Source organism: Dyella sp. OK584 (genome assembly GCF_057787755.1).
Genome location: NZ_CM173542.1, coordinates 3,358,129 through 3,381,868 on the forward strand (window position 1 = coordinate 3,358,129; position 23,740 = coordinate 3,381,868).

21 protein-coding genes are annotated in these 23,740 nt (G+C 60.3%); 15 read left to right on the plus strand and 6 right to left on the minus strand.

The annotated features are described in order from the left end of the window. The first annotated feature begins 214 nt into the window (after positions 1-214). From AC3CBN_RS15170 to AC3CBN_RS15205, 8 genes are all read left to right on the plus strand, one after another. The gene (locus tag AC3CBN_RS15170; protein WP_488633838.1) at positions 215-1,228 is read left to right on the plus strand and encodes a universal stress protein; all 1,014 of its coding nucleotides are present in this window, start codon (positions 215-217) and stop codon (positions 1,226-1,228) included. Between the two features lie 68 nt (positions 1,229-1,296). Beyond that, the gene (locus tag AC3CBN_RS15175) at positions 1,297-2,277 is read left to right on the plus strand and encodes a quinone oxidoreductase family protein (RefSeq protein WP_488633839.1); all 981 of its coding nucleotides are present in this window, start codon (positions 1,297-1,299) and stop codon (positions 2,275-2,277) included. Between the two features lie 9 nt (positions 2,278-2,286). Continuing rightward, positions 2,287-3,135: a TauD/TfdA dioxygenase family protein gene (locus tag AC3CBN_RS15180; RefSeq protein ID WP_488633840.1), complete on the plus strand. Its 849-nt coding sequence runs from the start codon at positions 2,287-2,289 to the stop codon at positions 3,133-3,135. Positions 3,136-3,203: 68 nt separating this feature from the next. After that, positions 3,204-4,292 (plus strand): beta-keto acid cleavage family enzyme, encoded by a 1,089-nt coding sequence (locus tag AC3CBN_RS15185; protein WP_488633841.1) that lies wholly within the window; start codon positions 3,204-3,206, stop codon positions 4,290-4,292. A gap of 188 nt (positions 4,293-4,480) precedes the next feature. Next, the gene (locus AC3CBN_RS15190) at positions 4,481-5,797 is read left to right on the plus strand and encodes an MFS transporter (protein WP_488636743.1); all 1,317 of its coding nucleotides are present in this window, start codon (positions 4,481-4,483) and stop codon (positions 5,795-5,797) included. Between the two features lie 33 nt (positions 5,798-5,830). Then, positions 5,831-6,382, plus strand: coding sequence for an RBBP9/YdeN family alpha/beta hydrolase (locus tag AC3CBN_RS15195; RefSeq protein ID WP_488633842.1), 552 nt, complete (start codon positions 5,831-5,833; stop codon positions 6,380-6,382). 467 nt (positions 6,383-6,849) lie between these two features. Next, positions 6,850-8,784 carry a DUF1302 domain-containing protein gene (locus AC3CBN_RS15200; protein WP_488636744.1) on the plus strand — a complete coding sequence of 645 codons (1,935 nt, stop codon included), beginning with the start codon at positions 6,850-6,852 and terminating at the stop codon, positions 8,782-8,784. 188 nt (positions 8,785-8,972) lie between these two features. Continuing rightward, the gene (locus tag AC3CBN_RS15205) at positions 8,973-10,607 is read left to right on the plus strand and encodes a 3-(methylthio)propionyl-CoA ligase (protein ID WP_488633843.1); all 1,635 of its coding nucleotides are present in this window, start codon (positions 8,973-8,975) and stop codon (positions 10,605-10,607) included. Positions 10,608-10,672: 65 nt separating this feature from the next. Here AC3CBN_RS15205 and AC3CBN_RS15210 read toward each other — a convergent pair whose 3' ends face one another. Both AC3CBN_RS15210 and speC read right to left on the minus strand, forming a co-directional pair. Further along, on the minus strand, positions 10,673-11,569 hold the full coding sequence (locus tag AC3CBN_RS15210; RefSeq protein ID WP_488633844.1) for a transporter: 897 nt from the start codon (positions 11,567-11,569) through the stop codon (positions 10,673-10,675). Between the two features lie 348 nt (positions 11,570-11,917). Next, positions 11,918-14,170: an ornithine decarboxylase gene (speC, locus tag AC3CBN_RS15215; RefSeq protein WP_488633845.1), complete on the minus strand. Its 2,253-nt coding sequence runs from the start codon at positions 14,168-14,170 to the stop codon at positions 11,918-11,920. 411 nt (positions 14,171-14,581) lie between these two features. Here speC and AC3CBN_RS15220 point away from each other — a divergent pair, with 411 nt between their 5' ends. Next, positions 14,582-15,517 carry an RNA polymerase sigma-70 factor gene (locus tag AC3CBN_RS15220; protein ID WP_488633846.1) on the plus strand — a complete coding sequence of 312 codons (936 nt, stop codon included), beginning with the start codon at positions 14,582-14,584 and terminating at the stop codon, positions 15,515-15,517. Positions 15,518-15,668: 151 nt separating this feature from the next. Here the strand turns inward: AC3CBN_RS15220 and AC3CBN_RS15225 are convergent, their stop codons facing one another. The 4 genes from AC3CBN_RS15225 to AC3CBN_RS15240 form a co-directional block, all read right to left on the minus strand. Then, complete coding sequence (locus AC3CBN_RS15225) at positions 15,669-16,490, minus strand: alpha/beta fold hydrolase (protein WP_488633847.1); 822 nt, start codon at positions 16,488-16,490, stop codon at positions 15,669-15,671. Positions 16,491-16,839: 349 nt separating this feature from the next. Next, the gene (locus tag AC3CBN_RS15230) at positions 16,840-17,283 is read right to left on the minus strand and encodes a cupin domain-containing protein (RefSeq protein ID WP_488633848.1); all 444 of its coding nucleotides are present in this window, start codon (positions 17,281-17,283) and stop codon (positions 16,840-16,842) included. 57 nt (positions 17,284-17,340) lie between these two features. Next, positions 17,341-17,820 (minus strand): carboxymuconolactone decarboxylase family protein, encoded by a 480-nt coding sequence (locus AC3CBN_RS15235; protein WP_488633849.1) that lies wholly within the window; start codon positions 17,818-17,820, stop codon positions 17,341-17,343. Between the two features lie 226 nt (positions 17,821-18,046). Beyond that, entirely contained in the window at positions 18,047-18,811 is a 765-nt protein-coding gene (locus tag AC3CBN_RS15240; RefSeq protein ID WP_488633850.1) for an SDR family oxidoreductase, read from the minus strand. 284 nt (positions 18,812-19,095) lie between these two features. Here AC3CBN_RS15240 and AC3CBN_RS15245 point away from each other — a divergent pair, with 284 nt between their 5' ends. The 6 genes from AC3CBN_RS15245 to AC3CBN_RS15270 all read left to right on the plus strand — a co-directional run bounded on the left by AC3CBN_RS15245 (position 19,096) and on the right by AC3CBN_RS15270 (position 23,402). After that, positions 19,096-19,683 (plus strand): TMEM175 family protein, encoded by a 588-nt coding sequence (locus tag AC3CBN_RS15245; RefSeq protein ID WP_488633851.1) that lies wholly within the window; start codon positions 19,096-19,098, stop codon positions 19,681-19,683. Between the two features lie 358 nt (positions 19,684-20,041). Next, a complete protein-coding gene (locus AC3CBN_RS15250; protein ID WP_488633852.1) occupies positions 20,042-21,139 on the plus strand; it encodes a LysR family transcriptional regulator in 1,098 nt (365 codons plus the stop codon). Positions 21,140-21,227: 88 nt separating this feature from the next. Then, positions 21,228-21,998 (plus strand): SDR family oxidoreductase, encoded by a 771-nt coding sequence (locus AC3CBN_RS15255; protein ID WP_488633853.1) that lies wholly within the window; start codon positions 21,228-21,230, stop codon positions 21,996-21,998. After that, a complete protein-coding gene (locus tag AC3CBN_RS15260; protein WP_488633854.1) occupies positions 21,995-22,612 on the plus strand; it encodes a glutathione S-transferase family protein in 618 nt (205 codons plus the stop codon). Before AC3CBN_RS15255 ends, AC3CBN_RS15260 begins: the two co-directional genes overlap by 4 nt. Before the next feature lie 109 nt (positions 22,613-22,721). Further along, the gene (locus AC3CBN_RS15265) at positions 22,722-22,865 is read left to right on the plus strand and encodes a hypothetical protein (protein ID WP_488633855.1); all 144 of its coding nucleotides are present in this window, start codon (positions 22,722-22,724) and stop codon (positions 22,863-22,865) included. Positions 22,866-22,907: 42 nt separating this feature from the next. After that, positions 22,908-23,402 (plus strand): Ohr family peroxiredoxin, encoded by a 495-nt coding sequence (locus tag AC3CBN_RS15270; protein WP_488633856.1) that lies wholly within the window; start codon positions 22,908-22,910, stop codon positions 23,400-23,402. Positions 23,403-23,740: the final 338 nt, after the last annotated feature.

Genomic DNA, 23,740 nt, shown 5'->3' on the forward strand with positions numbered 1-23,740 from the left:
TGGCCGAGTTGGTGGGAATGCCAACTCGGCAGGGGAAAGTCCCGGAGATGGTCCTTTGCGCGAGGGGTTCCCGTACGGCAGGGAAGTGCTTCGGAGAAAGAGCGACGGTGGATTTCATCGCTACCCACGCAAGGACAAATGTTCCGGCGGCCACCGCAGCGTGTGGTGGGTTCGCCGCCCGGAGTCACGGGTAGCACACCTGTCTGGAGTCTGCATGTACCGTCATCTTCTTGTTCCGCTCGATGGCAGCGATCTCTCGATCGAGACGGTCAGCAGGGCCGTCAACCTGGCGCGCGCGCTGGGAGCTCGGGTCAGCTTTCTGCATGTGCATGACAGTCATGCCCATTCCGTCAACGGCGAAAGTGAGCCGCTCCATCCTGCTTCGCCGACCGAATACGTCGATGCATACCAGGACCGCGCACGCGCGCTCCTGACCAAGGCCGAAGCGGCGGCGCGTGCTCTTGGTGTTCCGTGCGACTCAAGCATCTGCACGGGCGATACGCCGCACGAGGCCATTCTCGATGCGGCCCGCAAGGTCGGTTGCGACCTCATTTTCATGGCATCACACAGTCGCCGCACCGCCGTGGACATGCCGCTCGGTTCACAGACGCTCAAGGTGCTGACGGCGGGCGAACTGCCGGTGCTGGTGTCCTCGACGAGGCATCCCGAACACACCCATCCGATGGTTGACGTCATTCGCGACGAGCACCGCTCGCTGGCCACCGTGTTGCACGCATGGCTGCATTTGCTCGCCCACTGCGACCGTCAGGGCGCGGCAGCGGACGTCGATCTGATGCGGGCCATGGCTCACTACATCGCGGAATTTCCCTTGGCACTGCATCAGCCCAAGGAACACGACTACCTGTTCTTTGTGTTGCGCGGCCGTACCGCCGTAGTCCACGCCGAACTGGACGAACTAGAGCGTCAGCACGAACGCGAACGCGCCATGGCCGAGGCACTAGGCGACATGGTCGAGCGCTACGACCAACACCAGGCAACCCTCGCGCAACTTCGCAGTGCAGTCGAGACCTACGCGCGTTTCATGTGGGAACACATGGGGCGAGTCGAAGGCGTGATCCTGCCTGTGGCGCAGCGCTACCTCACCGAAGCCGACTGGAACGAAATCCAGTCGGCAGCCACCCGCCCTGACGGTCCGCGCGCCAATGGCGAAACCCAGGCGGCGTACCGGCAACTCTTTTCGCGCATCGCTCACCTTGCGCCGCCATGAATCCACACAACGCATTTATCAGCAGTATCCGGCGCCTGACGCCGGCGCTTTGAGTCAAGGAGAATCGCTTGGAACACGCCATCCGTTTTTATGAAGCCGGCAGCCCCGATGTGCTGCGCTACGAAACGACCCAGGTCGGCGCGCCCGGCCCGGGCCAGGTCCGACTGCGCCACCATGCGGTTGGTCTCAATTTCGCCGACACGTATTTTCGTAATGGCACCTACCCCATTCCGCTACCCAACGGCATTGGCGTTGAAGCCGCCGGCGTGGTCGAGGCCCTTGGCCCGGAAGTGACGAACGTCGCCGTCGGCGACCGCGTAACCTACACGGGCTTCATCAACACGCTCGGTGCGTACAGCACCGCCAGGCTGGTGCCTGCGGCACCCCTGATCCAGCTGCCGGACGCCATCGAGTGCGACACCGCCGCGGCGATGACCATGCGCGGCCTTACAGCGGCCTACCTGATGCGCCGCATCTATCCGTTCCAGTCCGGTGAAACGATCCTGCTGCACGCAGCCGCCGGCGGTGTTGGCCTGATCGTTTCGCAGTGGGCCAAGATTCTTGGCCTGCGCGTCATCGGCACTGTATCGACCGAGGAAAAAGCGGCCGTTGCACTGGCGCACGGCTGCGACGAAGTCATCAACTACAGCCACGAGGATATCGCTGTGCGCGCACGCGAACTGACTGGCGGCAAGGGTGTGTCGGTGGTATTCGACTCAGTGGGCAAAACCACCTTCATGGCCTCACTCGATTCGCTGCGTCGCCGTGGCTTGATGGTGTGCGTCGGCACGGCCTCCGGCACCATTCCGCCGTTCGATCCGCAGCTTCTTGCCATGAAGGGTTCGCTGTACCTCACTCGCCCGGCATTGGCCGACTACATCGCCGACCCGGCCGACAAGTACACGCTCGCCCACGAGCTGTTTGGCCACGTCTCATCGGGGCGCATCAAGATCGAGATCAACCAGCGGTATGCGCTTGAGGATGCAGCACAGGCACATCGCGACCTCGAAGCACGCAAGACCACCGGATCGTCGATCTTCGTCATCTGAGGCAACGCCATGCGTATTGAACAACTCACCTGCAACATTGGCGCCGAACTGTTTGACGTCAATCTTGCCGATGCCGTCCACGACGACGGTTTGTTCGCCGAGATCAAGTCTGCGTTGCTGAAGCACAAGGTGCTGTTTCTGCGCGACCAGGACATCAGCCGCCAGGACCACGCCGCCTTCGCGCGCCGTTTCGGTGAGCTGGAGGACCATCCGGTCGTGCCCAGCCATCCCGATGCGCCTGGGTTGGTGCAGATCTACAAGACACCCGATGCGCCGGTCGATCGCTACGAGAACGCTTGGCACACCGATGCCACCTGGCGTGACGCGCCGCCCATGGGTTGCGTGCTGCGCTGCGTGGAGTGCCCGCCGGTGGGAGGCGACACCATGTGGGTCAACATGGTGTCGGCGTACCAAATGCTGCCGCCCCATGTGAAGACGCAGATCGCCAACCTGCGGGCGCGCCACAGCATCGAGGCTTCATTTGGCGCCGCCATGCCGGTCGAGCGTCGTCACGCGCTCAAGGCGCAATACCCCGATGCCGAGCATCCGGTCGTGCGCACGCATCCTGAAACGGGTGAGAAGGTGCTGTTCGTCAACGCCTTCACCACGCACTTCAGCAATTTCCATACGAAGGACAACGTCTGCTTTGGCCAGGATGCGAATCCGGGCGCAGGCCTCCTTCTCAATTACCTGATCAGCCAGGCCTATATCCCTGAATTCCAGGTGCGCTGGCGCTGGAGCAAGAACAGCGTGGCAATCTGGGACAACCGCTCCACTCAGCACTACGCCGTCATGGACTACCCGCCCTGCCATCGCAAGATGGAGCGCGCAGGGATCGTTGGTGACAAGCCGTACTGACCACCGCGACACCGCCTGAGCGCGGCCCAGCCCCACAGCATGATTGAAATTCCCAGCGGAGACAGACTATGAACTTCCTTGACGGTTCGCTCATCCCCGAATACCAGCAAAAGCTCGTCATCACGGCGGCGCCTTATGGTCCCGAGTGGATCCCTTCGGATTTTCCGGAAGACATTCCCGTCACCATGGAAGCGCAGATCCAGAAGGCGGTCGACTGCTACAACGCCGGTGCCAGCGTGCTGCACCTGCACGTGCGCGAGCTGGACGGCAAGGGCTCCAAGCGTCTGTCCATGTTCAATGAGCTGATCGCTGGCGTGCGCAAGGCAGTGCCGGACATGGTGATCCAGGTCGGCGGCTCGATCTCCTTCGCGCCAGAAACCGACGGCGCGGGCGCCAAGTGGCTGAAGGACGACACCCGCCACATGCTGGCCGAACTCGACCCCAAGCCGGATCAGGTGACGGTCACCGTCAATACGGTCCAGATGAACATCGTCGAGCAGATGGAGATGGCTGACCTCGCCGGTACCTCCATCGCCGAACCGCAGACCTACCAGGCCTATCGCGAGATGATCGTGCCGTCTGGCCCGGGCTTCATCGAGGAGCACATCAAACGCCTCAGCGCCGCCGGCATCCAGAGCGCCTTCCAGTTCTACAACATCAACAGCTACGAGACGGTGGAGCGCCTGGTTCGCCGCGGCGTCTACAAGGGGCCGCTGGTAATGAATTGGGTGGCCATCGGCGGCGGCATGGATGCGCCCAACATCTACAACATGGCCAACTTCCTGCGCGCCATCCCCGACGGCTCGATGCTGACGGTGGAAAGCAGCATGCGCAATGTGCTGCCCGTCAACATGATGGGTATCGCCATGGGCCTGCACGTACGCTGCGGCATCGAGGACAACCTGTGGAACCAGTCGCGCACCGCCAAGATGACGACGGTGCAACAGATCGAACAGTTGGTGCGCATTTCGCGCGAGTTCGGTCGCGACATCGCCAACGGCAAGGAGGCGCGCGAGATCCTGCAGATCGGTGTGTTCTACGACACCATCGAGGAGACACTGGCCGCCAACGGCCTTGCGCCGAATCGCAAACCTGCAAAGCCTGGTCTTGCCAGCCTCGTGGCGTCATCCGTAACGGCCGAACGGGCCACCGCGTGACGCGTGCCGTCGCGTCGTCAAAGCCGGCATAGATGCCGATGATGAGTTCGCTTTGGGAATGGACGATCCCTTCATCGCCACCAAGGGTACGGGCATGACCGCCCTGCCCTTCGTGCTGCGCCTGTCGCGCGGCCTGTCTCGCCACGCACGGCCGGTCCCTGGCCTGCAACGAGGAACATAACGTGGAAATGCAACTTGCTGAGACGTCACCGGCCACATTGGCAGTACCGTCTGTTACACCGCGAATGTATGCATGGGTAGTGTTTGCACTCACCTTTGGACTGTTGCTGTCCGACTATATGTCTCGCCAGGTGCTCAACGCAGTCTTTCCGCTGCTCAAAGCCGAGTGGGGTCTGTCAGACACGCAGCTTGGCTCGCTCTCCGGCATTGTTGCGCTGCTGGTGGGAGTGCTGACCTTTCCTCTCTCGGTGCTTGCGGATCGATGGGGGCGCGTGCGCAGCATCATTTTGATGGCCACGCTCTGGAGTCTTGCCACGCTCGCCTGCGGCGTGGCCACCAACTACGGTGAAATGCTCACCGCACGCTTCTTTGTAGGTCTCGGCGAGGCGGCATACGGTAGCGTCGGCATTGCGCTGATCATCAGCATCTTCCCGGTGCATCTGCGCTCGACGCTGACCGGTGCGTTCATGGCCGGCGGCGCGTTCGGTTCCGTGGTCGGTATGGCCGTCGGCGGTGTATTCGCTGCGCGGTTCGGTTGGCGCTGGGCTTTTGTCGCCATGGCGATCTTCGGCGCAGCCCTCGTCGTGACCTACGCACTGACCGTCAATGAGCGCCGATTGCGCGGTAGCGATGCAGCGGCAACGCAGCTGCGCAAGAGCCGCCCGGGATTCAACCTGTCCCTGCGCAACCTGTTTGCCGGCCTCTTCTCCACGACCTCGGTGATCTGCGCCTATATCGGCAGCGGACTACAGCTGTTCATCATGGCCGCGATCATTGCCTGGATGCCAAGCTACCTCAATCGCTACTACGCGATGACGCCCGACAAGGCCGGTGTCACCGCTGCCGCCTTCGTGTTGATCGGGGCCATCGGCATGGTCATCTGCGGGGCAGTCACGGATCGCGTGTCACGCCACTCGCCACCGCGAAAGTTGGCGATGGCAATCATCTATTGCCTGACCACCGCCGTCATCCTCGGCGTGGCGTTCCAGCTCACGCCGGGCATGACGCAGCTCATTGTCATCGGCGTGGGCATGTTCCTCGTCGCGGGCACGTGTGGCCCTGCTGGCGCCATGGTCGCCAACCTCACGCCAACACCGATTCATGCGACGGCTTTCGCCACACTCACACTTGCCAACAACCTGCTCGGCCTTGCTCCGGGCCCGCTGTTGACGGGCGTCATGGCAGACCACGTCGGCCTCCTGGATACGTTCAAACTGGTGCCGTCGATTGCGCTGTTCGCCGCATTCGCTTTCTGGGTCGGTCGTCTGCACTACGCGCAAGACATAGCCAAGGTCCAGGCCCAGGCGCTCGCAGTTGACGCGTAGCCCTTTGACACCAACACCTGACAGATGCATTCCGTGACTAACCCAACGATTCTGATGGTTCCCGGTCTCCGGGACCATGTCGCCGACCATTGGCAAACGCTGCTCGAGGCCAAGCTTCCCAACGCCCGCTCCGTGCCACCACTGGAACACGACAAGCTCAGTCGTGACGCGCGCGTGGCCGCACTGGACGAGGCACTCGCCAACATTGATGGCCCGGTGATTCTTGTGGCGCACAGTGCCGGCGTCATGATCACCGCGCATTGGGCTCAAACACACCGCCGCCCTATCCATGGCGCATTGCTGGCCGCGCCCGCCGACCTGGAGACACCGTTGCCGGCGGGCTATCCAACCTCGGACGTGCTGCGCGATCACGACTGGCTACCCATACCGTGCATGCGCCTGCCGTTCCCAAGCATCCTTGCGTCCAGCAACAACGATCCGCTGTGCAGCGCGCAACGAGCGGCTGAACTGGCCGCATGCTGGGGCAGCCTTCTCTTTGAACTGGGCGGCGCTGGTCATCTCAACCCGGCTGCCGGGTATGGTCCATGGCCGATGGCTGAGAAGTTGATCGATACGTTGCTTTGAATCCATTAGCGGGTGCGATCACACCCGCTCGCTTGGCAAGCGTGTATCGCGATCTTGCGCGCGAACGCCGGAACTGCCCGCCGCACCTTGCCGCAATCATTGATGCCCCTCAGGGGTGAGCGGACCGACGCAGCAACCTAGCGCGCGTCGCAGCGGCCGACGAACCTGATCAGTTCATCGATCCCGGCCGCAACGCTGGCTTTCAGCACCGCGACTTTCACCATCCCTCCACTTCCCCCACCGGACTGGGGGGGGCCTTCCGCAAGCATCGGCGTGAATCTCGTCATACGAGAAGCCACCACTGGCGGCCTCGCTGGACAAGGGAGAGACATCCCATGCGGGCCCATGACATGGCGCGCGACCAGCGATAGCGCAGGTCCGGCAGTAGTGATCACTCCTTGGAAATTCGCCGCGCAACTGGGGGGGGGAACTTCATTGGGCGGCTTGGCGAAACGAACCCGTGCGTGATGTTCCGACCACAGAACAACAACGTGATCAAGGCCGGCATATGCCAGGACCGCGACGCGCTGCTTGTAGTGGCCGGACGCTCGCCGGGGTTGCAGACACTGCACAAGACATTGGGGGAGGAAGATTGCATGAAGAAGTTGAATGGGGCGATTGAGCGTCGCGGCCTGCCAGCCGTTCGCCGGATGGCATTTGCTGTGGCAGTTGCACTCGGCTCCGTAGGAACGGTGCACGCAGTGGAGTTCGACACGGGTAATTCTGACCTCCAGGTACGGTGGGACAACACCGTTCGCTACAACCTCGGCAAGCGCGTGCATTCGCAAGAGACGGCGATTCTCGCCAGCCCGAACTACGATGACGGTGACCGCAACTTCGGCAACAACAGCATCGTCACCAATCGCGTCGATCTGATCAGCGAATTCGATTTCATTTTCCAGAAGCGCTACGGCTTCCGATTCAGTGGCACGGGCTGGTACGACCAGGCCTACGATCAGCTCGACAACAATCACGTTGCGTCGTCCAACCACATCGTGAACGGCGCACCCGCACTGGGGCTGCCCGGTTACACCGACCGATACTTCCACGGCCCCTCGGGCGAGTTGCTGGATGCGTTCGTGTTCGGCGGCTTCACCATTGGCGATGTCGACATCAACGCCAAGGCCGGTCGTTACAACGTATTCTGGGGCGAGGCGCTGCTCAATCCGATCCACGCCATCAGCTACGGCCAGTCCTCGCTGGACATCGGCAAGTTGTTGACGGTGCCCGGCGCGCAGGCGAAGGAACTGTTCCGCCCGCGCCCGCAGATTTCCGCGCAGATCCAGGCAACGCCCAACCTCTCGTTCGCCGCGCAGTACTACATCGGCTGGCAGCAGGTGCACTACCCGGAATCCGGCTCCTATATGGCGCCGAACGATGCCATTCTCCAAGGCGGTCAATCGACCTACATCAACGCAACCCAGCGCGTGCTGCGCGGCCAGGACATCAAGCCTGACCAGTCGGGTGACTGGGGCATTTCCGCACGTTGGACGCCGGACGTGCTCGATGCCACGCTCGGCCTCTACTATCGCAACACGTCGGATATCCAGCCGCAGGTCATCGTGCTGCCAGCCGTGGCTGCCCTGCCCGCAACCACATGTCGCGCGCTCGGCTACAGGCCTCTGGGCACGACGGCGTGTTACTTCAATCCGTCAGCGGCGAGCGTCAGCCAGATTCTGCAGGGCAATATCGGCCAGTACATGGCCAGCTACGCCGACAATATCGACATCTACGGCTTCAGCTTTGCCAAGCAGATTCTTGGCGTCAGCGTCAGTGCGGATCTGAACTACCGCCACAACATGCCGCTCACCAGCATTCCGGTGCAGGTGTTGCCGGCGGCACTGGCCAGCCGTGTGCCGGGCGCGATTACCGCCTTGCCCGAACCCGGCCAGACCGCGGGCGCCCGCGGCGACACCTGGCACGCGGTGACCGACTTTGCGGGCATCGTTCCGCAGACCCCGGTGTTCAATACCGCCAACTACGTGGTCGAACTGGTGTGGAGCCGTTGGGACAAGGTGACCCAGAACGCAGCAGCGTTCACCGGGGCCAGTACCTACACCGGCATCGACAAGCCAACGCGCAATTTCTTCGGTACCCAGGTGAACTTCACACCGACCTGGTTCCAGGTCTACCCGGGCGTGGATCTGCTGATGCCGCTCACCTACGCCATGGGCCTGTCGGGCAACTCGGCCGTCACCTTCGGCGGCAACAAGCATAACGGCAACTACTCCATCGGCCTGGGTGCGGATGTGCAGCAGCGCTACCGTTTTGACCTGAAGTACATCGGCTACCTTGGCCGCATTGCGACCAACTCGGCCGGCGTGGTGACGTCCAGCGCCGGACTTGCCTCGCTCCTGCGCGACAGAAACTATATCGACCTTACCTTCCAGACCACGTTCTGACCGAGACCCACCCGGCATCGTCGCGCGACAAGCGCAGATGCCGGGTGACTCCCGTATTGATTGAAGCTCTTGGCACCATCACGCGACAACCACTTCAACCCTCGCCTCATGCTGAGAGGCAAGCGGGCGATACACGCGTTCGAGGCGAGCTTCGCCCCACTTCTCTCACGACTACGTGGAGCCCGACCATGAATGGCTTGATGATGCAGCAGCCGCTGCTTGTCGCGTCCCTGCTGACCCACGCCGAACGACACCATGCCGACCAGAAGATCGTGTCACGACGAGTCGAGGGCGACATTCATCGCTATCGGTTCGCCGACCTTGCTGCGCGATCCCGGCGCATGGCAAACGCACTGGCCAGTCTCGGTATCGGTCAAGGCGATCGCGTAGCTACGCTCGCATGGAACGGCTATCGCCATCTTGAGCTCAACTTCGCCGTATCGGGCGCAGGTTCCGTGCTGCATACCATCAACCCGCGGCTCCATCTTGACCAGATCGCCTATATCGTCGAGCACGCAGACGATCGGGCCATCTTCTTTGACCTGACCTTCCTGCCCATCATTGAGGCGCTGAGAGCACGCCTGACCACACCAAGGCTTTTTGTAGCCATGTGCGATCCGGACCGCATGCCAGCCGAGCATCCGGATGGCGCGTTGCTTTGCTATGAAGACCTGATCGACATCTACGACGACAACTACACGTGGCCGTCGATGGACGAGAACACGGCCTCGTCGCTTTGCTACACGTCAGGAACCACAGGCAACCCGAAAGGCGTTTTGTACAGTCACCGTTCCACCGTGCTCCATTCGTATGCCGGTGCTTTGCCGGATGCATTCAATGGCTCCGCACGCGACACCATCCTGCCGGTGGTGCCGATGTTTCACGTCAATGCGTGGGGGTTGCCATTCATTGCCTGCATGGTTGGCGCGAAGCTTGTGCTTCCAGGGCCGGCGCTTGATGGCAAGTCGCTCTACGAGTTGATCGAAGCCGAGAAAGTGACCATGTCCGCCGGCGTACCCACCATCTGGCAAGGCCTGCTCTCGCATGTTTCCGGCCGTGCCAACGCCTTCTCTTCCATGAAGCGTACTGTGATTGGCGGAGCGCCCTGCCCCACAGCCATGGCAGCGCAATTCCAGAAAGTGCATCAGGTGGACGTGCTGCACGCATGGGGCATGACCGAGCTCAGCCCACTGGGCACGGTCTGCAGCTTCAAGCCACACCAGCTCGCACTCCATGACGAAGCGCGTTATGCCATTCAGGCCAAACAGGGAAGAGCTGTGTTTGGCATCGACATGAAGATCGTCGACCCCGATGGCCATGCGTTGCCATGGGACGGCGAGGCCGTTGGCGATCTATTGGTCCGCGGCCCCTGGGTGGCCAGCGCCTATTTCGGCGACCTGTCTGCCCCATCGCTCCGTGATGGCTGGTTCCCCACGGGCGACATGGCAAAGATCGACAGTGACGGATTCATGCAGATCACCGACCGGAGCAAGGACGTCATCAAATCCGGTGGCGAGTGGATCAGTTCGATCGACATCGAAAACGTGGCGTGCCTTCACCCTTGCGTGGCAAGTGCTGCGTGCATTGGCGTACGCCACCCGAAGTGGGACGAGCGCCCGCTGCTGCTGATCACGAGAACATCGGGCGGCACGCTGGAAAAGGACGAGCTGCTTTCATTCTTTGAAGGCAAGCTGGCGAAGTGGTGGAAGCCCGACGACGTCGTCTTCATCGACAGCTTTCCGCTTGGCGCCACCGGCAAAGTGCTCAAGAACAAGCTTAGAGAGCAGTACGGCGACCACTACGCGGTCAGCTCGACGGCGTAGCCCGCCTGATCCGGGAGCCAGCATCATCAATCGACCTCGCCGATTGAATAGCCGCTTTCACCCGGTCAGCGATCGAACCATCGGTATTGCACCGCAAAGGTAATGGACTTGTAGTCGCCGCCGACGCGCGTCACCAGTCCATTGGACAACGCGATCTTGGCCGACCAGCCACGGGCGATGGGTGCTGAACAGGTCAGGCCATAACGGCCGTTCGATTGCCGGTCCTTTTTGGAAACGCCATTGAGGCTCGTGCCGCCGCCATCCACGTAGCCGATGTCGCCGGCGATCCAGAGTCCCGGGCGAAAAGTGTAGCCACCATGCAGCTGCACCACTGCCAAAGGATCTTGCCTTCGCACGTTCCCACCGTGGAAGTTGTCGTTGGTGGTGAAAAAATACGCGCCGGCCGACGCCTCGAGAAACCAGTTCCCCATGGGTTTGGAGATGCCGATCTCCGGCTTGAACGACCAACGGTTGGTGCCGATGTTGACGAGTCGGGCGGAGTCGTATTGGCCCGTCGGCGCCGATATCGTCAAGCTCACGCCAAGCGAGGCGGTTGGCGTCCGGCGTGCAAACTCCTCCGGAGTCATGGCGGGACTACCGATGAGATTGAAGCCGAACCGCAACCTCATATCGGCCGCGCCGGAGCGGTGGATTTCAGTCGGAGCGTCTATCACGTTGCCACTCAGGTTGCCGTCGAGATAGGGAAGGCCCACGCCCAGCGTTGCCGAATGCCCGGCCAACCCGAAGCTGCGCACGTAGACGAGCACAACCGTATTGATCTGGGCGTGGACGTCGGTGACGGGTAGCGATGGGTCCGTCAGAACGTCACCGGTCAGCCGGGTATAGCCTACGTCGATGAAATTAGTGCCGGTGGGCGACGCCGAATAGGTTCGAGGCTCCAGTTCCTGCGCGGACACCAAGCCCGCATGAAGCAGGAACCCGAAGGCGCTTGCCAGCAGCACGGCTCGATATGTCAGGAATGGCCTCATGGTCTACCCGATCAGACGACTTGCGCAGCGAAAGGTGTCGTGTGGCAGTAACACTTCGGGTCATGCCCGCCATCAGCCGGAGCGGATAGGCGCACTCAACAGGAGCAGCCTTACTTTAACGCCTCATTGTGTTGAGGAATTGTGGTGCGCCTTCGCATGCCGCTGGCGCCAGACGCCATCGGGGCGTTAGGTAAATCTACTTATGCACGGCAGGCGGGCGACTGCGCTTGAAGTTGGCCGTCATCTCGGGCCGTTGCTTCCATGGCGCGCATGGGAGACGAGCAGGCCGGGCAACAGGCCTGCTCGTTGTGCACGGCCGGCTCAGGTTTCCTTGACCACGTAGGTATAGAACCGGATCTTGCCGTCCTCCGGCACCTGATAGACACCCTGCACCTCATAGGAGAACCCCGGAAAACGATTGCAGCTTTCCTCGAAGGCAAGGAAGTAGTCGATCATCGGTTGGGAGTGCTCGTCGTAGCGCTCGCCAGGCACGACGATGCCGATGCCAGGTGGATAGATCAACGCCAGGGTCGCTGCGATCCTTCCCTTCACCTCATCCATGGGCACGAAGTCGACATGACCGCCGACGAGCGCTTCGTTGGCGTCGCGTGCCGACATGGCTTGCTCCGGGAAGGACTCATGACGGAAGCACAGCCGCTGCAGCTCCTTGACGTTCTTTGACGCATAGAAATCATGCATTTCCTGGGCGAGCTGGCGCACCGTATAGCCTTGGTAGCGCTCGGCGTATTTACTGGAGACGCCTGGCAATACTTCGGTCAGCGGGTTGTCCGCCTCGTAGTGATCCCTGAAGCGCTCCAGCGCTGCCAGCAGCATCGCCATCTTGCCTTCGCCCACCGCGGGCGTCATAAGGAAAAGAATGCTGTTGAGATCGTTCTTCTCCGGGATGACGTGGTTCTCGCGCAGATAATTGGCAAGAATCGTGGCAGGTATCCCGGTGCTGGCATAGGTGCCGGTCTCGGGATCGACGCCAGGCGTCGTCAGCATCAGCTTGGTCGGATCCACCATCGCCGCGTCGTGGCCAAGGTGACGGTAGCCATGCCACTTCTCGCTCGGATCGAGCTGCCAGTACTGCTGCCCGGTGGCAAGGACATCGGTGGGTACGTCTTCCCATTTTACGCGCGCGCCCTGGTATTTCACCGTGTCGGGCACAAAGGGATTGAGGAAGCCAGCAAACCGCTTGCGGATCGCCTTGCGGGCATCGATGCCGAGCCGCACCATGTCGTCCCACAGCACGCGTCCCGCCTTGTCGGCGTGCATCTGCGCGTTGACATCGAGGCTCGAGAACAACGGATAGAACGGTGACGTCGATGCCTGCAGCATGAACATCTCGTTGAACCGCTTGTGATTCAGTCGGAAGGGCTGCTGCCGGATGTGCGCGTCCCGTACGTGGATCTGGGAGGCCTGGGAGAATCCCGCCAGCTGCTTGTGCGTTGACTGCGTGGCGATGATGCCCGGGTCCTTTTCGGTCAGTGCCAGGCTCATGCCGAAGTGATCTTTCATCAACGGATGAAACGCACCGAAGCCCGCCCACGCCTCATCGAAATGGATGTACTCGCAAAGGTGGCCGATCTTCTCCAGCACTTTTTTGGCGTTGTACACGGAGCCGTCATAGGTGCACTGCTCGATGATCGCGACGCGGATGGGGCGCTCGCGCTTCCACGCATCGGTGTCCTTGAGGCGGGGATGCTTCCTGATCTTGTCGCGAATCGCGTCCTCGTCGAAGGCTGCCCAGTCAATCGGGCCTACCATGCCAAAACCGTTGCGATCCGCCTCAAGATAAATCGGTATGGCGCCCGCAAAGATCAGCGCGCCATGGTGGTTGGATTTGTGGTTGTTACGGTCGAACAGGACGATGTCCCTGCTGGTGAGCAAGGCCGTGTTGACGACCTTGTTGGACGCCGATGTGCCATTGAGCACGAAGTAGGTCCGGTCCGCCTGAAACACACGGGCAGCCGCCTGTTGAGCGACCAGCGCCGGCCCCTCGTGGATCAGCAGGTCGCCCAGCGAGACCATCGCGTTGCAGATATCGTCGCGAAAGACGTTCTCGCCCATGTGCTCATAGAAGAGACGGCCCACCGGGTGGCGCATGAACATCTGGCCGCCCTGGTGCCCCGGACAGGCCCACGTTCGGTTCGCGTCGAAGTCATACTGCATCAGCGTGCCAAAGAACGGCGTCAGCAGGCTCGATACGTACTGCTCCACCGATGACAGCAGTCGCTTCTCGTAGAAGTCGCGGCTCTCCAGGTCGGCGATGACGATGCCATCGAGCGACTTGAGGCACGGATCGTTGAAGGTTTCCTCGCCGCGATCGGCAATCATGAAGATGGGCATGCGCAGACCGCGCTCCTCGCGTGCCGCAATGGCCGCGGGCGCCAGCTCCCGTGACACCACGATGGCGCCCAGGTCGGCACCGGAGCGGATGGCCTCGGCAATGCCCGACGGCGGCACGACGACTGTCCTGAAATGCAGATCCTGCTCGATGATGCTGCTGACTTCCTCACTACGCTCGCCTGCAACGAGGATGCGAAAATAGTGGATGAAGGGGATGCTCATGGTTACCTCTCCCTTAGCAGGGCTGCGCAAGTCGTTCTTCACCGGTAGCTAATGAATCCCCAGGGAACTCGAAGGGGCAACTCACCCCGGGCGCATCCACCCATGCTGCTCGTGGAGGTGCGAATCAGACGTGAAACGGCTCGCCGCATCACGGGAGTGACAACGCGAACGACAAGGATGGCGATGCGGACACCGCCAGTCGCCCTCCATCGATGGGCGGGGTAAAATTTGCGTAACATGCCATGAGCGGCACCCACTGGTTCGCGGCAACGGCAGAGGGCCGCTTTGTCGCCAGGCTGAAAAGCTGCAACGTCGCATGGACGGGTTGGTTTCCGCGAAACAAGTCACCCGGATTACTTCGAATCAAGCGCCCCGGTTAGAGCATCTCCAAGGGGCAGCGAAGTAACCGAGTTGTCACAACCGTTCGAGAGCGACAGGCAACGCATCGCTGTGAACGACGCCAATGCCATCTTCCATCGACTCCGCGCACGCCTTCAGGGAATTGCGTACAGCATGCTCGGTTGCGTCGCCGATGCTGAGGATGTCGTGCAGGATGTCTGGTTGCGCTGGCACAGCGCCGAACAGTCAGTCATCAACAACACCGAAGCGTGGCTTGTAGCAGCCACCACACGCGTTTCGATTGACCGGCTGCGTGCGCTCAAGGCACGTCGCGAACATTACGTTGGCATCTGGCTCCCCGAGCCGGTGCTTACCGAGGGTCCGGACACACCCGAGCAGATCCAGGAACGTTCCAGCGAGGTCTCCATTGCCCTCCTCTACTTGCTTGAGCGACTTTCACCCGAGGCCCGTGCTGCTTTCCTGCTGCGCGAAGTGTTCGATGTCAGCTATCCCGAAGTTGCCGAGGTCATCAACAAGAGCGAGGCCGCCTGCCGCCAGATCGTGCATCGCGCAAAATCCCAGCTGAGTGACCGCCGGCCGCGCTATGCGGTGTCGCGAGAATCACACCTTGGCATCATGCAGCGCTTTGCACAGGCACTTGCGAAGGGCGACTTCGGCATCATGAGATCGATGCTTGCCGATAGCGCCGAGCTCCTTGGCGACGGCGGTGGGAGAGTCCAAAGCCTTCGTAAACCACTGCTTGGTGGCCAACGTATCGCTCAGCTCTTTTACGCCTCCCAGCTGCGATACAAAAGCGCGGTGCGCATCGAGCTGGCGTCAATCAACGGGCAACCTGCCGTGCTGCGCTATATCGACAATCAGCTGGAGTCGGCCCAGACATTCGAGACGGATGGCGACCTTATTACTTCCGTCCGCGTCCAGCGAAATCCCGAGAAACTTGCCGGCATAGCGTCCGCGCGTGGAGTCGGTTTGTTTACGCCCCTCTGAGGCTGGCAGGCCTCTTCCGCCAGAGCGCGCGCGATCAGGAGTCTATCTATGACTGCGCTCGGAGGGCGGCACCTCAGCGGATGAGCGACAGCAGGCGGCACCGCACGGCTGTCGCCCGCTGTCACTCTGATCCGGCAGCGTATCGCCAAGCCTATCCCTTGATGAAGGCAAGCAGGTCGGCGTTGACCTGGTCTTGCTGCGTAGCAGTAATGCCGTGAGCCCCACCCGGGTAATAGATTTCCTTGGCACCCTTGATCATCTGGGCCGATTTTATGGCGGAGTCCCTGATCGGAACGATCTGGTCATCCTCCCCGTGCAGGAGCAGCGTAGGAACGTCGAATTTCGCCAGGTCTTCGGAGAAATCCGTTTCGGAGAACGCTTTGATGCATTCATAGACGTTCTTGAGTCCGGCCTGCATGCTCCATAGCCAAAATTGGTCAAGCAGTCCCTGTGGAACCTGCGCACCTGGTCGATTGGCACCGTAGAACACCGGAGCGAGATCTTTGTAGAACTGCGAACGATCTTTCGCGATGACGCGTCGCATATCGTCGAAGATCTTCATCGGCAAACCTTCCGGATTGGCCGGTGTCTTGAGCATGATCGGCGGCACTGCGGAGATGAGCACAGCCTTTGCAACCCGCCCGGTTCCGTGGCGCCCGATATAGCGGGCCACTTCGCCACCACCAGTGGAATGCCCGATCATGGTGGCATCCCGCAGATCAAGCGCCTCCATGACGGCGGCAAGATCGTCGGCGTAACCGTTCATGTCGTTGCCAGTCGACGATTGGCTGGATCGGCCATGACCGCGACGGTCGTGGGCTACAACACGAAAACCGTTCTGCACCAGGAAGAGCATCTGCCCGTCCCACGCATCGGAGGTCAACGGCCAGCCATGAGAAAACGTGACGACAGGACCGCTTCCCCAATCTTTGTAATAGATCTCCGTGCCATCTTTGGTTGTAATGGTGCTCATTGCTTTTGTTCCATGGTTATTGAATGAAAGAAGGTGCCGCCCCTGAAGCTGCATGCACCAAAGCCATTGCCCATAGCGCAAGCAGCCGGATATCCAGGCAGAACGATGCAGCGGCATGTCGCTGCCGATCAGGGAAGAGAGTGGTTCTTGGCGGGATTCAATCGCCTGTCCTGCCAGGGATCCCGCGCGTCACGTGCGGGATCCGCTATCCGTCAGAATCTGCGCCGGTCGTATCGGCTGCGAGGAAAGGCAGGACCCGAGCATTGAGCGAGCAGAACGAAGCGTTCAAGCATCCGTGCTGCCGCTCAAAGTCGTGGCAAAAGGGCCGCATCCAGGATGCGTGCTTGCGTCAGTTCACCGGCGTCAAAATAGGCGCGTCTTTGTTCTTCAGAAAGAACACCAAAAACTTTGCTGGCTTTGTCTGGCTGGCATTTCGACCGATGGTGTGCACATCGTTCGGGCCTTCGTAGAAGGTCTGCCCCGCTGTCAGTGTGACGGGCTTGCCACCCCGGACGCCCATGATGATCGAACCCTCCAGCACATAGATGAATCCGTGCGCATCGTGGCGATGCACGGGATCCACGGAACCTGGCGGATAGTCGACGGTGATCATCACCACCTCCTTGCCCGGGTAGTCGTTCAGTGCCTTGGACATCAATGGCGTCACCTGCGCTTGCAGGGTTGCCTGCGGTGCCGCCTGCTGTGCGACAGCAGTTCCCGCAGCCAACAGCAGCAGCGCCGCGAGAGCTTTGAGAATATTCATGATTTGTTCCTCAAGGTCGGGATGGGACATAAACGCAGGTCGTTCCGGCGCGACGGCATTCCTTGATGCGATCGCGCCGATGACTGATCAGGACAACCCTGCCTTGTCCAGGCCAAGTGCCTTGTCGAACGTGCCGGGCGTTGAGCGGAAGCCCACATTGATTCGATTCCAGCCGTTGATCGACATCACCATGAAAGTAAGGTCGGACAATTCCTTTTCAGAGAACTGTTCGCGAACGTGCTCGTAGAGGTCACCGGACACTCCGTCGGGAGGGATATGGGTCAAGACTTCGGTCCAGGCCAGCGCAGCACGTTCACGCGGACTGAACAACGTGGACTCGCGCCAGGCCGCCACATGATGCAGTCGCAGCGGACGCTCGCCATGCAGCATGGCTTCCTTCACATGCATGTCCACGCAGAAAGTGCAGCCGTTGATCTGCGATGCCCTGAGATCCACCAGGTCGAGGATCGTTTCCTCAACCGATGACTTCTTGAGAGCGTTGCTGAACTCGATGAACTTCTTGACCAGCTCGGGGGATTGCTTCTGGTAGTCGATGCGTTGGGTCATGGTGATTCCTGACTGGGTAGGAGCTTTCACTCAGTTCGGCTGAGATATCCGTTCGCGATCGCTCGCGAGTCCACTCAAAGCCTAGGCGCGGCCACTTTCGCTCGGTAGTTCCGTGGAGGGGACCACAGTGTTGCCTGTCGGACATCAATGCGGCGCAAAGGCGCATTCACTGGACGTACCGGACGGCATCGCGGGGCGCTGTCGATAGCACCATCGCAGCGTGCGACTACCAGTCGGCTCCCCAGAATTCGGATTGATCGAGCCACGCTCCAAATCCCATCGAACCGATACGCGCGCCCTCCTGAGGTAACAAGGAGTCATCCTTGAGTACGGCGCCAAAATAAGGTGCAAGGGCATCGGTGATGACGTCATACGGAGCCTCGAGCTCCGTGAGAAAGCGCTGGATGAGCTCTGAAAGCCGCTCGCGCTCAGGCCCTGCAATTTCGATCACCCCGTTTATCGCCGGGCCCATGGCAAGCTCGACGATCGTTGCCGCAACATCGGCCGAAGCCACCGGCTGGATGTATGCGGGAGACAAGCGAACCGTTTGGCCACGCAAGCTCGCCTCAATGATGCCCAGGAGAAACTCGAAGAATTGGGTAGCGTGCACGATGGTGAAAGGAATGCCGGATGCTCTGATCATCCCATCCTGCAAGGCCTTTCCCCGAAAGTAGGGACTGTCGGCAAGCCGCTCGGTACCGACGACGGAAAGCGCGATGTGATGCTTAACGCCCGCAGCGGCTTCGGCCTCAAGGAGATTGATGCCCGCAGTCTTGAAGAACTCGAAAGGGTCTTCACCCTCCAGCGACGGAGAGTTGCTGACATCAACGACAACATCGGTGTTGGCCAGCGCCTCCCGCAGACCAACGCCAGTGATGATATTCACGCCCGAAACGCGGGAGACCGCCACGACATCGCGACCTTCGGCCTGAAGACCGTTGATGATATTGGTTCCAACGAGGCCGTTACCGCCCACTACGACGATTTTCATGAGCTTCCTCATCGGCGAGTTCTCGCTTCCGAATCCAATGGGGCAGCGCGGCGACAAGCGGGCACCGCGTCATTCGGTGGCTTGGCCATGGTAGGCGTGAGGTCGTTGCCTCGATAGATGCGAAGAGGGATATATCGAATTGCCGGCAACGCGCCCATGCCATGCCGCGTGTTTGCCCATGAGAATGTGTTGGCAACGAACACTTTTCAAGCCAGGAAGAGTCGTCGATACTCGGACCCTATCTGCTGATGCAAACGGCATCCCGCACGATAAAAGGCAGGAACATGGACAAGGGACGGATGGAGGCATTCACCGACGGCGTTGTTGCCGTGGTCATTACGGTCATGGTTCTGGAATTGAAAGTGCCGACCGAGCCAACCTGGACGGCGCTACTGGAAGAAGGGACGGTCTTCCTTAGTTACATCCTCAGCTTCGTTTACGTCGGCATCTACTGGAACAATCACCACCATATGATGCAATTGGTCAGTCGCATCGATGGCGAGGTGCTGTGGTTCAATTTGTTCTTTCTGTTCTGTCTATCCCTTTTTCCGTTTTCAACGACATGGCTCAACCAGGCGTCCCCAGGACCGGCTGAGGTACCGACCATCTTTTACGGATTCACCCTTTTGTTGGCCGCAGTCTCGTGGGAGTTGTTGTCGCGGACGCTCATCAAGGCCAACGGTGGATCGAGCTCGGAATTGCGCAAGGCATTTGGACGTGACAGGAAATCCAAGATATCGATGGTCATCCAGGTCCTGGCCATTGGATTGGCGTTCTATAGCCCCGTGGTTTCCTGCGTGTTGTATGCCGTTGTTGCTGCGATCTGGTTCGTTCCTGATCAGCGCATCGAGCAGCGACTGGGCACGAAGTAACGCCCCCGGGCCGGCTTGCTCTGCCCTGCCCTACGACGAACAAGCAACCTCTGTGCCGACATCTTGAGCTCGCCGCTCTAGTCCAGCTCAGCACGGGCATCTCATGGCTTATGAGCCGATTGCGATGTTTGGCGCGCGCCAGCACCTGCCTTCCCCGCTTACAGCACGCATCAACCCTGGATTCATGGCCGAGCGACCAGCGGACCCGCGATGACTCCATCCGCCGTTAAGCGCTTTTGCCCTTCGATGTCACAAACGCTGTGCCTGATACGACTAGGGGGTATGGGCCGGTCAACGCAGGTCTTTCTTGCGTTTTCTGCCCTTTGCATTTGGCAGAAATCCAAGAGGTACCCCGCACATGACGCTCAACAATCACGACAAGCCTCAAGGTGAGGTCACGGATTCGCTCGCGTCCAGCTTTTCGGCCAGCTACGCCGGTGTCGTCGCCTTCATTGCCGTAGCGGATGAGGGCAGCTTCGCCCGTGCCGCCGATCGCCTTGGCATCGGCCGATCGGCAGTCAGCCGGAGCGTGCAGAAACTTGAAGCCCAACTCGACGTGCGACTCTTCCTGAGGACTACCCGAAGCACGTCGCTCACTCGCGAAGGGGAGCTGTTTTATGCGAACTGCCGTCCAGGGGTCGAACGGATCGTCCAGGCCATGGAAGATATGCGCGAGCTTCGCAAAGGTCCTCCTCAGGGACACCTGCGGATCTCATCGACCGTAGGGTTTGGACGCCAGATCATTGCGCCCCTGTTGAACGGCTTTCGCGCGCTCTACCCTGATATCACCATCGACCTATTGCTAGACGATCGGCCCACTGACTTCACCACGGACCGTGTAGACGTGGCCTTTCGCGACGGGCATCTGGAAGACAGTCAGATTGTCGCAAAGCAGCTGGTTCCTATGCAGATGCTGGTCTGTGCATCGCCGAAATACGTCAAGGCGCATGGCCTGCCACGACATGTGGAAGATCTTGCCGCTCATACGTGCATCAATTTCCGCATGTCGTCCGGCAGAATTGCTGAATGGGAGTTCAAAGTCGACGGCCGAAAGCAGAAATTCACACCGCCATCCGCTTGCACATATAACGATGCCGACCTTGTCCTGCAAAGTGTTCTCGACGGTGTAGGCGTCGCCCAAATGGGTTGCTATCAGGTAAGTGAGCACCTGCGCGAAGGCAGGCTGGTGGTTTGCCTTGCTCAGTACGCACCCGACGATCGCGGGCATTACTTGTGCTACTTGTGCCGGCAGCACCTACCCGCTCGAATCCGCGTGTTCATCGACTACATCACCGAGGCCGTGCGCGCGCTTGATCTTCAGTACGTAACTGGCCTGTCCTCAGTCACACGTGCCGCTCCAGGCGAAGCTGGTGATCTTCGCGCTCAAGGCCAAAGCACTTCTCACCCCCATTTTTCGCATGCCAACTCGATTGATGCGTCGCAGGCAACACCGTGAGCCCGTTGCCGAGCCTACCGGACACCCTGGACCGGACCTAGCATGAATTCACCGCGCCAACAGCATTTACACCGAGCAGGGGTCTCTCATGAAAATCGTTGTCATTGGCGGTTCCGGACTTATTGGCAGCAAGGTCGTCTACAGGCTGCGTAAGCGCGGTCACGAGGTGTTGGCTGCGTCGCCGTCCTTGGGCGTCAACACCCTTACCGGCGAAGGCCTGGACAAAGCGATGGCGGGAACCGACGTCGTCATCGATGTCGCAAACTCCCCCTCGTTCGAGGATCAGGCTGTCCTGGATTTCTTCGAGATTTCTGGCCGAAATCTCTTTGCAGCAGAGAAGAAAGCAGCGGTGAAGCATCACGTGGCATTGTCGGTCGTCGGCACCGATCGTCTTGCGGCGAGCGGATATTTTCGCGGAAAGATCGCGCAGGAAAAGATCATCCGTGCATCTGGCACCCCCTATACGATCGTACAAGCCACACAATTCTTCGAGTTTCTCAGCAGCATCGTGAAGGCGGGAGGCATCGAAAAGGAAATTCGCCTCTCTTCCGCATTCATGCAACCGATTGCATCGGATGACGTCGCGGATGCGGTGACGGACTACGCACTGGGCACCCCGGTCAATGGCGTGGTGGAGATTGCGGGCCCCGACAAGATTCGCCTTTCGGATCTCGTCAAGCGCTACCTGACGGTCACTCGCGATCCACACGAAGTGGTTGCAGACGACCAGGCGCTGTATTTCGGAGCCAAACTCGAACCAAACACCCTCTTGCCGGCTGAAGGCGCGAGGCTTGGCGCGCTGAACTTCCAATCCTGGGTCGATCGATCAGGGATAGAGAGCACGGGAACCAAACCGTGAAGCTTTCCTATATTCCGGGCGCCTGTCCGCTGGCCGGGCACATCGTGCTGGAATGGATTGGCGCACCGTACGATACGATCAAGCTCAGCCATGAAAGCATTGACTCTCAAGCCTGCCGCGCGGTCAATGCGGGCAGCTTGGTACCCATGCTGCAGGATGCCGACTTCTCGCTCACGGAAAGCGTGGCCATCCTCTGCTACCTCGCGGACGTCCATCCCGAAGCCAGGCTGATCGGTGATGGCACGCCGCGCGGCCGCGCCGAGGTGATGCGTTGGCTGGCTTTCCTCAGCGCGGAAGTACACACGGCGTTCCGGGCGATTTTCAAGGCATCGCACATACTTGATGGAGAGAAGTTGGCTTGCGCTCTCGCGAATAGCGCTCGCAAGCACGTTCGTGCCTACCTTGAGCGACTGGATGCGCAATTGAATGGTCGGGATTGGCTTGTCGGAACCCGCTCCATTGCCGATCCGTACCTGTTTGTCATCCTTCGCTGGACTGCCGACCTCGACATTGGCCTGCAGGGCCTGCAGCACCTGGCGCGATTTGCTCTTCACATGGAGGCCGATGACGGTGTGCGCGCGGCAATTTTCGAAGAAGAAGGCGTACTTACCTGAGAGGGATCTGCGCATGATTGCGCTTACAAACGTTCGCCTTGAGCTTCCTCGCCTGGAAGCGATTAGCGCTGGAGCAACGACCGGAGTGATTCGGATGTAGTTCTCTGAAGTGGGCGTCGCCGCTTGCGAAAGCGTCATTGGTCGACTGATGGCGATGGGCTACCTCGGCTTCTTCGTGTCCCTCTGGATCCATACGTATTTCGGCATCGAGAAAATCAAGCCGCTTCTCGAGCGCGTGCCCCGCCAATCGTGATGACTCTGACCAGCAGGTTCCCGAAACGCTTCGAGTCCAGCCATGCCTAAATTACGGCCTCCACCAACCTCCCTGCTCGATAAGTACCACGGAGCGGAATTCCACCCGCTCTATACGGCAACGGTGCGCGTTAGCGGAGGGGAGTCACGGCACGGCCGCGCTTCCGGTGTCGCTCGCTCCGACGACGGAAAGCTCAACGTGCGGCTGCGATTGCCCACTGAGCTCGGTGGGCAAGGCGAAGGGACAAATCCGGAGCAACTCTTTGCAGCAAGCTACGCTGCCTGTTTCCACGGCGCGTTGAGCTTATTGGCTGCGCGTGCAAACGTAGCCATTCCGGATGCCGAGGTCACCGCTTCGGTCACCTTCGGCAAGGATCCAGTCGACGGTATGTTCACGCTGAGCGCGAATATCCGCGCAAGCCTGCCCGGCGTGGACAAGGCAATTGCAGAGGAGTTGGTGCGCAATACCGAACGCATCTGCCCTTACGCAAAGTTGGCGAGGCAAGGCATCGAATGCGTGGTCTCGCTGGCTCCCTGAAGCCCAATTTCATAGCGCGCTGTCAGTTTGATATCGGGTGAAGTCCGATGCCAACTACCAAAAGTGTGGCGATAGACAACATCCGTGTTCTCGACTCATTCGCCATCGGCATGTCATCGCTCCCGCGATGATCGCTTCGGATCAAAAGCCGACATTCACCCAGCGCATTCATTCACCCGACGTATTCTGGTTTTTCCAGACTTGGCCATCTGGTTGGAGCCCCATGTATCCGCCAACAACAATGCGGCGGGATTGAATGGGCTTGATGGCTCATCGTTGTCTTACGACGAGCTTCTGTGCTTTCGAATGGATGTCGATGCTTGCGCTAATGTCCGCGC